This window comes from Acetobacter musti (assembly GCF_011516835.1).
Taxonomy (GTDB): domain Bacteria; phylum Pseudomonadota; class Alphaproteobacteria; order Acetobacterales; family Acetobacteraceae; genus Acetobacter; species Acetobacter musti.
The window spans coordinates 1-13079 of record NZ_WOTB01000036.1 but is presented as its reverse complement, the minus strand read 5'-3'; the positions used below and the strand labels follow the sequence as shown (position 1 = coordinate 13079).

Below are 13079 nucleotides of genomic sequence, written 5' to 3'. Positions count from 1 at the left end.
GACAGCGAATAACAGAGAGCAAGATAAATGCCGCCCGAAGCCCGTGCTGTATACCCGTCAGATCACACGGGCAGAGACCCGTCCCGGCCTGACACAGCCCGATATCCGCCTCGCGGAGAAAGCCGGAACGCCGCCATCAGAACATCGGATAAAAGAAAAAATGCCCTGTAAACACGGCAGGAAGGCCGCTCCCCATCTCCGAAAACCAGAGTTCCGGCAACGGAGTCCCGGTAAACAGACCGAATGTCTTTTCCACAGATCGTTACATACCCGCCGCAGGGTCTGGCCCGCTTCCGTCCCAAATCCCGCAGTTCCATGACAGCACGAATCGTCAGCCCCGCATCCCGATCCGGCGCGACCGCACCACTCAGAGCCCGCCAGGCACGCCCATCGTGCCGATCCCGGACGATCCGATCCCAGCGGTCCCGAGACCAGATGCTCCAATCCCGGCGCCGTATCCGTCAGGACTCACACCGGAGCCCGGATAGCCATAACCCCGCCCCGAACCAAAGTCGCTCTCCATCGAAACCGAGCCATGCACAGCCCCGTCTCTGACCGGCTGATCCGCCACCGGCGCCGGATTTCCGGCACCGCCCACGGAACTGAATAACGCCGAACGTGAGTCCTGCGGACGCTGATGCGAGCACGCGACAGGCGCACACCCCAGCAGCACGAGCACAAGCCATCTGTTCGTCATTCCCCACACTCCCCGCCGTCCGTCTTCCCGCTCCCGGCAAAATACGATAGATTCACCCGTCATCCGAACGACCCCGTTTGCCCTGGACCCTGTATCCCGGCAAATACGCCCGCATGCCTCTCCCGCTCCGTTTCCGCTGCCCGTTCTCCGTCATCCTTCTCCTTATCGCGCCAGTCTTCGCCCGAGCGGACTGCCCCGACCATTTTGCCGGCCAGAAACCGCCCGCGACCTCCGCCCCGGTCACACTTCTCTGCTCCACAGGCTTCGCTGCGGGCTATTCCGGACCCGACCATGAATCTCTGTGGAGCGCCGAACATCTGACAAAAGAAAGCATCATCCGCGCCCAGACCCTGCAGGGACGGGCGCCCTTTCACGAAGACCTGCGACTGCCACCCGCGGAGCGCTCCGAACTCTCCGATTACCGCCGCTCCGGATGGTCCCGGGGACATCTCACCCCCTCCGGTGACGCCCCGACCCGCGCCGCACGGGAGGAAACATTCGCGCTCTCCAATATTGTCCCCCAAGCAGCGAAAATGAATTCAGGCGCCTGGAACCGTATCGAGGGCAACCTGCGCAAAATCGTGAGACGCAAAGGGGAAGCCTGGGTCGTCACCGGCCCCGCTTTCCGCGAACCCCTCGGATCGATCGGCCCGGATCACGTCCGCGTCCCGTCCTCGGTCTGGAAAGCCGTTCTCGTCCCGTCCCTCAGCGCGGTGAGCGTCGTCGTCTGCAGGAATACGACACCATATCAGTGCAATACCGTGGCAATGGACTCTCTGCGCCGCGTCACAGGCGTAGACCCTTTCCCCGCCGTGCCACCAGCCCAGAAGACCAGAAACCGGAGCCTTGACGCCTTATTGCTGCGTTAGCGGCTGTTTCAGACGCCTGCCTGTGAAACTTTCGGTCGGTTAAACAGAAGTTTTTTCAGAAGGCTTAGAAGACGCCGCCTTTTTGAAAAAAGGCGGCACCCAAAAACTTTTGTTTGTTTTTATCAAAGGTTTGTCGCGGCAGGGGGCTTTCTGAGTGAGCAGGACGCTGCCCTTCATCCCGTTCAGTTTAACAAACCGGGATCAAAAGGACCGCCTCCCTTTGCGGGGTTCGGGGCAAAGCCCCGAAAAGCCGCCGAACCTGTATCAGCAAGGCATACAAAAATCCTGAAACCGGAGAGGCTGCAGAAAGAGTTTCCGGACAATGCCGCGAAACGCTCCCCGTTTCCCATCTTGCAGGATAACGGATGACCGCGACATGATCAGCAAAGCTGTGAGAGAAGGTTACAAAAAATCACCCGCAGCCGCGCCCCCGCGAGGGCGCACAAGCACGGAGCGACGGACCGATGATCCTTCTCAGAGACCTCAGAACAACCCTGCCCGCCGCCGTCCTGTTCGTATCCGGAACCTGCTGGTACCATTACCCCTGGACCGCCGGCGTCGCCGCCTTCATCGCCGTAAGCCTGCTGCTCCTCGGTGAAGGCCTGAACGAGCACGACGAATATCTGCGCGGCCAGAAGGACGGCTCGATGAAAATCGTCATCGACGATCCGGCGGAGTGAGCCGGACAAACCCGCCAGCCCGTTCCGCTTTCATCCCCGCCCGAAACTCCGCCCGTCCGCCTCAGACAGTTCCGCCTTCACCGGACAGATAACGGAACACCTTCAGCCATGTCTCCGCTCCGGCGGAATCTCCGGCTTTATGAGCCCGCTCGCACCGCTCGCCGGCCTCCATTCTCGCACCACGGCCATACCTGGCGACAAGCTCCGTGGCGAGCGTGATGACTGTGTCGTCACTCTTATTCCGCTCCATGATCTCTCAATCTCTCTGAAATCCGGCTTTCTGTGAAATCCGGCCGTCAGCCACATGACGACCTGAAAACGCTCCTTCGATGACACCGCGTCAGACGGAGGCTTCTTCTGAAAACATGAATCCATATATCAGGAATGGACGACCCGCCCGATGCGGCCCTCTCACCCTGAGACGCCCCGCCACATCAGTCAGCGCGTCCCGACCGGACTCACCGGCAGGGTCCGCCACAGGCCGGACGATGGAGGCAATAGTTTTCATGATGCACCAGAGATGCCCCCTGACTCAGACGCTGTCAGATATTCGCTTATTATAAAGGGAAGGTTAATAATGACTCTGCCAGCGAAGCGGATCGCGACACCGTGATTTCAAATCTCCCGACACCGCCACATGACAGCCGGAACAGCCATCCCTCAGAGGTGAAAAGCAGACCCGTCCGCTGACTGCGGCGGCCGATGGCCAGTTTCATGGCCCGTTTCGCTGCCAGTCTCACCACCAGTCCTGCCGCCGATCACCTCGTCCTTCCTCCTGCGAGACCACAGCAGGCCCTGCAGATCCCCGATCTCAGTGCCCGTGTCCGGGTCCACAGCCCGCCGGATTCTCCCTAGCCGGAAGCGACGCGGCCCGGACCTCAGTTCGCACCAGCCATCGAGGTATCTGATCGTCTCCGGCGCATTCACGTCATCCGACGGCACGATCGCATTCACGAAAACCGTCCTGCGCTCCGTCTCGCCGTCACTGTCACGATAGTTGAGAATAAGCCGGACCGGCTCGATGTCGATGATATGAAGAGGAACCGCGCCGGACGCGGTCTCTTCAGTCTCGGCAAGATCGCGGACGCTCTCCTCGTCCTGAATATCCCGCGGCGATACAAGAAACGCTTTGCCAATACGCCACACGACGGCAAAGCCCATAATCGCCAGAAGATAATACCAGAAAGACGGCCAGGTCTGATCGTACATGATGCGTTATCCCCTGACGGGAAAATACGCGACACGCAGAAGATTTTCCGCCATTCAGCCGCGCTGAGACTACCGGAAACCGCCTCGCGGCCGACCATGCGCCTCATAGCCGGGTCAATGCAAGGAATTACGAGTATTTAACGTATCGCGCCCTGCCCGGACCCGGCATCTTCCCTCCGCGCCGCAACCGCTCCGGATCTTCGCAGCAAAGGAAACCACGCCTTTGCCGTCACGAAATATACGGCCTCAGCCAGTGCATCAGGTCGCGCGTGCTGCGAAGCCCCTGCTTTACCAGCCCGCGCGTCACAGTCGTCAGAGCCTCTTCCGACATTCCGTCAATCGCCATCGCAACGGCTTTCTTCTGCTCCTCCGGCGCATCGGATCTGTCAATCTGAAGCCGGAGAAGCGCCTTTATCATTCCGGCATCAAGCTTCACGGTAACGGCGCCGGAGCCCGGAACAAGGCAGGTGTCGTCACGAAGACAGCTGATTCCGTGAGCAGTGATGCGGGAACCGCTCCAGGACCATTTCCCCCCGATGCCCCGGACAATCCCGGAATCGGACAGCCCATGTTCATCGAGATATTCCAGATTGGCGCAGAATTCTTCATCGCTGCATCCGGGGGGCGCAAGAACGCCCGCATCTGTGACAATATCATCAGGGCATTTTTCCATCGCCTTCAGCATGTGCATCCAGATTTCCGGACGGATGACGTCGTCGCTCATGTCAGTCTCTCCTGACGTGCAGGTGGATCAGAGGCTCGCCGCGTTCCTGATCCCGCCACTTCAGCGCAGCCGACGATCAGACTCGGTTATTCTGTTCCTCGCAGACAGGCTTCGCAATCATCTTCTTCTGCCCGACAGCGCACACTCAAAAACCCACGCTTCTCCCGTTCGCCAGTCACTGTCGCAAAAAATCACCCGACGGAAGCCCGCTCGCCACTCCCTGGAACAGCATCATTGTCGGAAACCCTCGCGATACGCCGCCCAGGTTCCCCGCACGGCTTCCGCTCCGGAGAAAAACCCCGCGCCACGCCCACAGGCAGGCTGCCCCCACCATCGAACGCCCTCTCCCAACGAAGCCTGCACAGCCCCCGCCTGCCCGATCTGAACATGCCGGCCAGCACTTCTTGTCAGATGCCGGGTATCCGTCATCAGAGACCACGCTTTCTGTGCGAGCCCATTTGTTCCGGACCGTAGGCTCTGTGTCACAAACTGGTCCGGAACCGGCACTTTCAGCATCCTACGCCCCCTGAATCTGTTCATCGATTCTGGCCATCGGCTCCCTACAGAGTGATCCTTATTTCCGCCTGTCCCTCCGGAAGGTTTTTCCCTTCGCGCCGTAAAGACAGAGGCGCCAGTGTCATAGTGGGCTGAGACATCAGATTCATCCTCCGACATAAGCAGGCGGAAAAAACGCGCGGGGAACTGCAACGCTCTCCCGCAACCCGAACGCAACGTCCCGCTGAATGTCCCCGCTATCCACTCATCGCAGCCGGTCACACATCCTGCCCCGGACCACGGATACCGGTTACTGCTTCGGGGTCGCCTTCACCGCGCCATGCGCCGTGCCGGTGTTCGGCATATCATGATCCATGTCCGGCCCCGCATTGGCCGGCGTCGGACCGCCGGGACCACTGACAGGAGATCCGCAGGCAGACAGCGCAACAGTCGCGACGAACAGGAGAATGAATCTTCGCATGAGGATGCCCCCGGCGCCGTTAATCGGCTCCGATACGAACGAAGCGCCGGCAGGGAAGTTGCTTTTCTTCTTGTGAATACCGCCGTCCGGCCGGAACCGTTCATGTGGAGGATATCCTGACGGGATTGCCCATCGCTTCAGCGTGTTTCAAAGCCGCTGACAGAGTTAGAAAAATAACTGACGAGAGCGGGGTCTGCGTCTTGTTCCCTGACGAATGACAAACAGTGACCGGGCCGCACACTGGCGACATGATTCCGAAAGCTTTCTGCATTGCCGGCACGGGACACGGCGCTGGCTGGCTGACTTCATGGCCGGGGGCACCAGCCAGCATAATATTCAGGGACAGCGCAGGCGAAGCGTTTAACTCCGGCGCAGGTATCAGGATCGCAGAACGGGCGGGGAACTGATTTCGCTTTTCTTATGATTTCAGAAACTGGCCGAGAATACTTCCTTTCCTTACGAGCCCGTACCGGATCATAAAAGGAAGAAGATAACGGTTGCTATGAGTTAACTTGATTACAGGAGGCACTGAACGAAGTCCGGTCAGCCGGCATAAAAGTGTGGCAATTTTCTCGCGATCCCATTTAACCGCCTGCTGGTAGAGAAACGGACCATCCTCAGCCCTTCGCAGATAAAGAGCGGGACTGACCTTACGCATCGCGATCTGCGCAGCCAGATAAATCATCAGGTATTGCGGTCGCTCGATACCCTGTCTGATTTGTTCGTAATCCGATCTGTTGCTTAACTCTTTAAAATATTCATCACTTCCAAGCGTAAGTATTTTTCTGAATTCATCGCGCCATTCACTCATAAACAGGGAATCCGGAGGAGAGGCGAGAAACCAGCTCTCAATGACCGGATAGCGTCGATCCGCCGTATCCTGGTCCCTGTAAAACCCTGCAAGCTCACAGGAGCGGTCATTAATCGCCGCACGCACCCAGGAGAAGTTTTCACTGAAAAAACACGTCGCGTCACACCATATGCCACCATATCGGGATAAGAGCTCAAGACGGATCAGGTCACTTTTCTGAGCGACTGTGATGTCGCGGCGATCCATAAAAGAGGCATCAATAAACCTGCCCATAGTCGCCGGGGTCAGAACCCGCACATCATAATCCGGATTTAATTCCTGAACGCGCCGTATCGTCGCCCCGACAAGAGCAGGGCGCTCTTCCCTGTCCCAGAAAAACCAGACAATAGCAGGTATTTTGTAAGACCGGGCAGATCTGCCTGTAGCAATTGTTTCATGCCAGCCACTGAACTCAGGAACAGGTATATTCCGTCTCGCTATCCCATAAAGAACCGCTTTCGCAGCATCTTTCCAGAGACGAAAATCTTTCCTGCCAACCATTGCCTGCAACGCTCACCCTGTTTGCCGGAAAGCTAGGCGTGCCAGTTTCAGGACACAAGCGACGAAAATTTGTTTTGTTAATATTAACGAACAAAAACCAATAAATTGAGACACTATATTATAATCATCAACTCCCTGTCATACTGCCCATAAGCTGCCATCTGTCACCCCGGCACAATATCTCCGCACGTCAGCACTCACAGCCTCATTCCGATCACACCGGCGACACAGCACCCTGAGTATGTCACCACCTGTCCGGACACTGGGACAAATCGCCTCCGTCACCCGGCTGTCTCGCCGCACCGGCCGGCACGGATCAATGCCCCCGCGCCTGTCCGGCATCCGGATCAGCCGGATTCGGAACGTTCACCCGGAGCATCCTTCCCGCATCCATAAGATCGCTGACACGATAAAGAACATCTATGGTTTCAACAGCATGTTTCATATCTCCCGCTTTGAGAAACTGATCCGCGAGAGCAGCTAACTGACGAAGTATCATCCTGGCGGGGTCCTTTTGGAGTGCAGCAGCCCCACTCGTGCTGTGCCGTATTTACGACATAATTCAATACGTCGCGCAGCACTATGAAATATAAAACCAGGAGAAATTGATCTCGATCAATCTTATCGCTGATATAGATAAAAATATTACGTATTCTATTTTATAGAACAATCAATATTTGCACTATTGGTATTTTGTTATTGCGTGTCCAGCAAATAACGTCCGGCATGCCCCGGCGGACAGCCATCGCCCGGGACAATTGCCAGTACAGGCCACCCCGTCCGAATCACATTATGGTGTCTCTATCCCGCAGCGCTACCGCCACACCGCCACGGCAGCCAAAGCACAATCCGCACGGCATCCGGCGCAGAACTCAGGCGCAGGAATTCACCGGAATACGGGCAGGGCAGGACAAGCCGCGCCGTCCCGGAAATACCCGAAACCCGGCAGCACGGATTCCATCGATCCGGATCGGACAGACCCGGACTGTTATCGCAACGATTTCTGAAAGATTACCCGGGCAAAACCGTGGTGGGTGCGACAGGGATTGAACCTGTGACCCCCGCCGTGTGAAGGCGATGCTCTACCGCTGAGCTACGCACCCCGGTCCCGGTGAAGACCGCTCATACCCAACAGCACCGGCAGAAGCAAGCGCGAAGCCAGGTCTTTTTGCGCAACCCGGCCCCACAGTCATCAGCCTCACTTCAGCGGCGTCAGAATCGCCCCCAGAACATCCGGCGCGCCCGCCACCCGCTCCAGATGCGGATAGCGCAGCCCCAGATGATACGGAATCACGACCGTCCGGAACCGGTCCCGCGCCCGCACCAGCAGCGTGATCGGCTCCTTCGCCGGAACCTTCGCCTGCGTGATCACATCCGACAGATCGTCCGCGTCAAACGCCATGCCGTTCACCGCAACAATCGTCTCATCCGCCGCCAGCCCCGCATTCCAGGCCGGACCGCCCCATTCAACATTGGTCAGGACACCCTTGCTGTCCACCGTAAAGCCCAGCGAGAAATCGAAATTCCGGACTTTCCGCAGCGCCTCGAACGCCTTCAGATAAGGCGAGGGCGTCTCCGTATACACAAGCTTATACCCGCCCCGCGTCAGCCCATCGAGCGGCGCATGAGGGCTCGGCCGGTCCACCCGGTCATGCAGGAACGTCGCCCAGTCATACGCCACAACCCCGTTCAGCGCCGCCACCACATCGTCGAACGTATAGGTCCGCGTCACATAGCTGCCCGGATCGACCCCGAAAAACGCCTTCGCGAAATCGTTCAGCGATTTCTGACCGCCCGTCTTCTCCCGGATCAGCGTGTCCGCATCCAGCCAGACAAGCTGCCCCTCGGAGTAATAATCCTCGCTCCGCTGCCAGCTCCGCCAGGACAGCGGCGCCCGCTGGGCAATGACCGGATCGTTCGTCGTGTCCACCAGCGGCCGCCACGTCCGCCCGGCACGACGGTCATAAACCGCCGCCACCATCGCAATCGCATCCAGCGTCTGCTCCGGCGTCATCAGACCGGACTGCGCCGCCAGAACATAGCCCCAGTACTGCGTCTGCCCCTCATACACCCACAGCATCGACCCGCGCTGCGGCGTGTTGAAATCCGGTGCCCACAGATCCGCCGGCCGCCGGAACTTGCCGTTCCAGCTATGGGTATATTCATGCGCCAGCAGATCCTTCGCCGGGAAGGTCTTGTCCCACTTCGTGAAATATCCCGGAGGCCCGCTGTTCTCGCTCGACCGGTGATGCTCCAGCCCGATCCCGCCCAGCTCATCCGTCAGCGCCAGCAGAAAATCATAGTGATCGTAATGATGCGTCCCGAACAGCAGCCCCGCCTGCGTCACCAGCGCCTGATGCAGCCCGATCTGCGCATCCGTCGCCGCCAGCCACTCCGGCCGGTCCGCCACCACGTTCAGCGCCACCGGCGTCTCGCCCGGCCGGTTCAGTCCGATCTTCCGGAAATACTGTCCCGCGAAAACCGGTGAATCCACCAGCGTATTGAACGGAACCGTCCCGAACGTCACCGTATCGCCCACAGCCGGTCCCGACGCCCGCAGCGCGGTTCCATACTGCCACCCGTGCGGCAGCGTCAGCTTCACGCTGTAGGGGATGTCCCGTGTGAAATACCCCGCCGGATACAGCGCCACCATGTTCCACTGCACGTTCACCATCGCCGGCGTCATCACCACACGCCCCTCGCGCGGCGTGATCGGCGTCAGAACCTGAAACGACACCTCCAGATCCTTCGCCCCGGCCGGAGCCGCGATGTGAAACGCATTCACATTCACCGTGTCCCGCACCCACGGCACCGTCTTTCCGCCGGCTTTCACGCCGATGCCGCCAACCTCGGAAATCGGCCCGCCCGGCGAATGATGTCCCGGCAGCCAGGACGGATACAGCAGCACCACGTCGCCGCCTTTCTCCGTCACGGAAGAAGGCAGGGGAACCCGCTCCGACACCGACAGAACATGCCGGTCCAGATCCGTCGCCGTCACCGCCAGCGCAACCGTCCCCGGATAGGCCACATCCTTCGCCATCGGAATCGCCGGAGGCAGAGCCAGAGGCTGCGGCCCCTCGGAAGCCACCGCCCCGGAAGCAGACAAGATTGAAGCGGATAAGATGGAAGCGGACAGAATGAAAACAGGCAGGGCGAAGGCCGCCGCCGGAGCCAGAGTTCCCAACAGTTTTTTACGCACGCACAAATCCCTGACACGGAATGAAAGCAAAGACGGCCATGCAACCACGCCCCTCCGCCCCGCGCAATCCGCGCTCCTATTCGTGCCCCCCGTATTTATGCCCAGCAGACACGCCGGTAACAGTCACGCCCGTAATCACGCCGGTCAGTGACTTCCATCCGCCATCCTCGTAAGACAGTGCCGCCCGAGACCCGCGGAAACGAAGCACCGGAGGAGCCACCCCATGCGCAACGGCAACATCCAGAACAACGCCCTGCTGCAGAAGCTCATACAGATCAACGGCGGCCGCTCCATGCAGGTCAACACCTTCAGCTTCATCGGCGCCCTCGTCATGCTCGGCTTCGCCAATCTCCTCAGCCGCTACGTCCTGAAAGTGGAACTGTCCTACCTCATTCCCTGGCTCGTCGCCGCAGCCGCCATCTGGTGCTTCCTCCCGCCTCTCATCCTCTGGCTCCTCACCGGAAGCCCGACGGGAAAGAAATAACTCTCTTTATTTTAACAAACCGGGATCAAAGGGACCGCGTCCCTTTGCGGGGTCCGGGGCAAAGCCCCTAAACTGTTCCCGCCGTTACCCGGCCGCTCCGGAAGGTCCCCGGCCTTCAGCCCCGGCCTTTCCCGACGGCTCCTGATCGAAATGCACCGTGAATCTGTGATCCCGCTCCCGGACAGGCATCCCGTTCAGCATCGCCGGATCATGATGCGCCTGCTGACAGTATTTCAGCGCCGCCTCATTGTAGCGGCTGTCCGTCGATGACACGACGCGACAGTTTTCCGTCGATCCCTGGTCGCTGATATCGGCCAGCATCACAACCGAACCCTGCGGCGTCCCGTGCGAAGCCTCAGCGACAGGCTCCGCCGCCCTCAGCTCCCGCACCGGCAATCCGGCCAGAAGCAGACTCAGCATCAGCCCCGCCCGGACCGGCATCCTTACAGACATACCCCGCACCTTCCACGTAAGAAAAACCAGATCGGAGATGATAAACCGCACCGGCTGTAAAAAACGAAAACCCTCTGTACACCGCGCCGACCAGAGCCGAAGCAGGGGGCTGCCCTGCGCCGGCAACACCCTCCCTGAACACCGTCACCCCGAAAACACCGGCCCCGGCCGTTTTTCTTTCCCCCGCCCGTCATCACTTCTGTAATATCAGCCGACGCCCCTCAGCTCCGCTCCGGTTTACAGAAAGTTCAGCCCGCCACCGCACAGAGAACACCACCGGACATACCCCTCCGGACACCACCCGCCACGCCCATTCCACGATCAGAACCCCGCCGATCCCCAGTCAGAACCATGGATGTATGACCTCTCCCGCCGAAGACACGCCCGCCGACACCCTGCTCCCCGACAGCCCCGAAAGCAGTCCTGAAAACACACCCCACCCCGGACCCGCCACGGCAACCACCGCCGGCCATCCGGACGGACCGGAGACGGTAAAGCCAGCACCACTCCGCCCCGGCAAAAGTCCGTTCGTCGCAACGCTCGCTTTCGCCGCCCGCCGCTGGCTGGACTGGCCGCGCGACCTCACCGTCACCCTGCTCGGCGTCACCATCGCCACGCTGTCGGACGTCCTGACCCCGCTCGTCGCCGGCCGCCTGGTTGCCGATGTCACACAGCCCGCCGGACACGCCGCCCAGGCTCTGACCGACGCCGAATGGATGCTCGCCGCCATGGCTGCGCTCGGCCTCGTCAGCCTCGCCGGCCGCCGCGCGTCCTTCCTCGGCATCACCTGGCTGACACTCAACATGATGCGGGATGTCGCCCAGACCAGCTTCGCCAGACTCCAGCGTTTCTCCACCGACTGGCACGCCAACACATTCGCCGGATCGACCGTCCGCAAGCTCACGCGCGGCATGTGGGCCATGGACGCGCTGAACGACAACCTCCTGCTGATGCTGCTGCCGGAAATGCTCGTCCTCACCGGCACCACACTCGTCCTCGGCTGGCACTGGCCCATCATGGGGCTGCTGCTGGGCGCGATGTCAGTCTGTTTCGTCGCGCTCTCCTGCGCGCTGACCCTGCGCTACGTCGCCCCCGGCGCCCGCAAGGCGAACCGCTGGGACAGCCGCCTCGGCGCGGCGCTGGCCGACGCCATCACCTGCAACGCCGTGGTCAAGGCGTTCGGCGCCGAAACACGGGAAGAAAGCCGCCTCGGCAGGACCCTGGCCATCTGGCGCCTGCGGACAGGCAGAAGCTGGACCCGCGGCACGAACAGCGGCAACGTCCAGAACCTCGCCGTCACCGTCATGCGCCTCGTGCTCGCCTCGACCGTCGTCTGGCTGTGGTGGAACCACCGCGCCGGACCGGGTGACGTCGCCTATGTGCTGACCATGATCTTCCTGGTGCAGGGCTATCTGCGGGACATCGGCCAGCAGGTCTCCGTCGTGCAGCGCTCCGTCAACGAAATGGAGGAACTGGTCGCCATCTGGAACCAGCCCCCCGCCGTCGCCGACGCTCCCGGCGCACCCCCGATCACGATCACGCGCGGCGAAATCCGCTTCGAACACGTCCTGTTCCATTACAAAGGACAGACAGCGCCCCTGTTCCGCGATCTGAACGTCGTCATTCCCGCCGGCAGCCGCGTCGGCCTGATCGGCCCGTCCGGCTCCGGAAAATCGACCTTCACCAAACTGCTGCAACGCCTCTACGACATCGACGGCGGCCGCATTCTCATCGACGGCGTGGACATCGCCACCGTGCAGCAATCCTCCCTGCGCTCCCAGATCGCCATCGTGCAGCAGGAACCGATCCTGTTTCACCGCTCCCTGGCCGAAAACATCTCCTACGCCCGGCCAGGCGCGTCGCAGGAAGACATCGAACGGGCCGCCGAACTGGCAAACGCCTCCGGCTTCATCGCCCGCCTGCCGCAGGGCTACGACACCCTCGTCGGCGAACGCGGCGTGAAACTCTCCGGCGGCGAAAGACAGCGCGTCGCCATCGCGCGGGCCTTCCTGGCGGACGCTCCGATCCTGATCCTCGACGAGGCAACAGCCTCGCTGGACTCGGAATCAGAAGCCCTGGTCCAGGACGCAATGGAACGGCTGATGGCACACCGCACCGTCATCGTCATCGCCCACCGCCTCGCGACCGTCACCGGCCTCGACCGCATCCTCGCCTTCGAACGCGGCGCCATCGTCGAGGACGGCTCCCACGCCGAACTGATCCGCCACGAAGGCGGCCTCTACCGACGCCTGTACGAGCTGCAGACATTATAAGCCCCGCCACCCCGGCCTGAACGCCGAAACCCTCAGGCCGGGACAATCAGACCTCTTCTGTGGTTGCCGTCCGTTATGCAAGAGTTTTCTGACCCATATTGACGTGTGATCGTGTGCGGTCTTCTGTAAGGCCTGTTGATGTGGCCTTTCAGAAGCCACTGGCC

Annotated in this window: 14 protein-coding genes and 1 tRNA gene; 4 read left to right on the top strand and 11 right to left on the bottom strand. The window is 60.6% G+C overall.

Annotated features, from left to right (window positions below; translation table 11 throughout):
- Positions 1-367: 367 nt before the first annotated feature.
- Positions 368-760 (bottom strand): hypothetical protein, encoded by a 393-nt coding sequence (locus tag GOB93_RS17930; RefSeq protein WP_173584827.1) that lies wholly within the window; start codon positions 758-760, stop codon positions 368-370.
- Between the two features lie 50 nt (positions 761-810).
- Here GOB93_RS17930 and GOB93_RS17925 point away from each other — a divergent pair, with 50 nt between their 5' ends.
- The gene (locus GOB93_RS17925) at positions 811-1566 is read left to right on the top strand and encodes a DNA/RNA non-specific endonuclease (protein ID WP_173584826.1); all 756 of its coding nucleotides are present in this window, start codon (positions 811-813) and stop codon (positions 1564-1566) included.
- A 464-nt stretch (positions 1567-2030) separates the two neighbouring features.
- The gene (locus GOB93_RS17920) at positions 2031-2246 is read left to right on the top strand and encodes a hypothetical protein (RefSeq protein ID WP_173584825.1); all 216 of its coding nucleotides are present in this window, start codon (positions 2031-2033) and stop codon (positions 2244-2246) included.
- Between the two features lie 61 nt (positions 2247-2307).
- On the opposite strand, the gene GOB93_RS17915 is transcribed toward GOB93_RS17920, so the two are convergent.
- From GOB93_RS17915 to GOB93_RS17875, 9 genes are all read right to left on the bottom strand, one after another.
- The gene (locus tag GOB93_RS17915; RefSeq protein WP_173584824.1) at positions 2308-2496 is read right to left on the bottom strand and encodes a hypothetical protein; all 189 of its coding nucleotides are present in this window, start codon (positions 2494-2496) and stop codon (positions 2308-2310) included.
- Between the two features lie 410 nt (positions 2497-2906).
- A complete protein-coding gene (locus GOB93_RS17910) occupies positions 2907-3455 on the bottom strand; it encodes a WYL domain-containing protein (RefSeq protein ID WP_173584823.1) in 549 nt (182 codons plus the stop codon).
- A 229-nt stretch (positions 3456-3684) separates the two neighbouring features.
- Positions 3685-4179 (bottom strand): hypothetical protein, encoded by a 495-nt coding sequence (locus GOB93_RS17905; protein ID WP_173584822.1) that lies wholly within the window; start codon positions 4177-4179, stop codon positions 3685-3687.
- A 231-nt stretch (positions 4180-4410) separates the two neighbouring features.
- On the bottom strand, positions 4411-4608 hold the full coding sequence (locus GOB93_RS17900; protein WP_173584821.1) for a hypothetical protein: 198 nt from the start codon (positions 4606-4608) through the stop codon (positions 4411-4413).
- 376 nt (positions 4609-4984) lie between these two features.
- A complete protein-coding gene (locus tag GOB93_RS17895; protein ID WP_173584820.1) occupies positions 4985-5155 on the bottom strand; it encodes a lipoprotein in 171 nt (56 codons plus the stop codon).
- A gap of 418 nt (positions 5156-5573) precedes the next feature.
- Positions 5574-6506, bottom strand: coding sequence for a glycosyltransferase family 32 protein (locus tag GOB93_RS17890; protein WP_242010894.1), 933 nt, complete (start codon positions 6504-6506; stop codon positions 5574-5576).
- Between the two features lie 316 nt (positions 6507-6822).
- Positions 6823-7005 carry a hypothetical protein gene (locus GOB93_RS17885; RefSeq protein WP_173584818.1) on the bottom strand — a complete coding sequence of 61 codons (183 nt, stop codon included), beginning with the start codon at positions 7003-7005 and terminating at the stop codon, positions 6823-6825.
- Positions 7006-7534: 529 nt separating this feature from the next.
- Positions 7535-7609: transfer RNA gene (locus GOB93_RS17880), tRNA-Val, on the bottom strand.
- A gap of 95 nt (positions 7610-7704) precedes the next feature.
- Positions 7705-9630, bottom strand: a complete 1926-nt coding sequence (locus GOB93_RS17875) for a M61 family metallopeptidase (RefSeq protein WP_456304268.1) — start codon at positions 9628-9630, stop codon at positions 7705-7707.
- A 298-nt stretch (positions 9631-9928) separates the two neighbouring features.
- Between GOB93_RS17875 and GOB93_RS17870 the strand changes: the two genes are divergently transcribed.
- A complete protein-coding gene (locus GOB93_RS17870) occupies positions 9929-10189 on the top strand; it encodes a hypothetical protein (RefSeq protein WP_173584815.1) in 261 nt (86 codons plus the stop codon).
- A gap of 84 nt (positions 10190-10273) precedes the next feature.
- Here the strand turns inward: GOB93_RS17870 and GOB93_RS17865 are convergent, their stop codons facing one another.
- Positions 10274-10642 carry a TonB family protein gene (locus GOB93_RS17865; RefSeq protein WP_173584817.1) on the bottom strand — a complete coding sequence of 123 codons (369 nt, stop codon included), beginning with the start codon at positions 10640-10642 and terminating at the stop codon, positions 10274-10276.
- A gap of 359 nt (positions 10643-11001) precedes the next feature.
- Between GOB93_RS17865 and GOB93_RS17860 the strand changes: the two genes are divergently transcribed.
- The gene (locus tag GOB93_RS17860) at positions 11002-12915 is read left to right on the top strand and encodes an ABC transporter ATP-binding protein (RefSeq protein ID WP_173584816.1); all 1914 of its coding nucleotides are present in this window, start codon (positions 11002-11004) and stop codon (positions 12913-12915) included.
- The last annotated feature ends 164 nt before the right edge of the window (positions 12916-13079 follow it).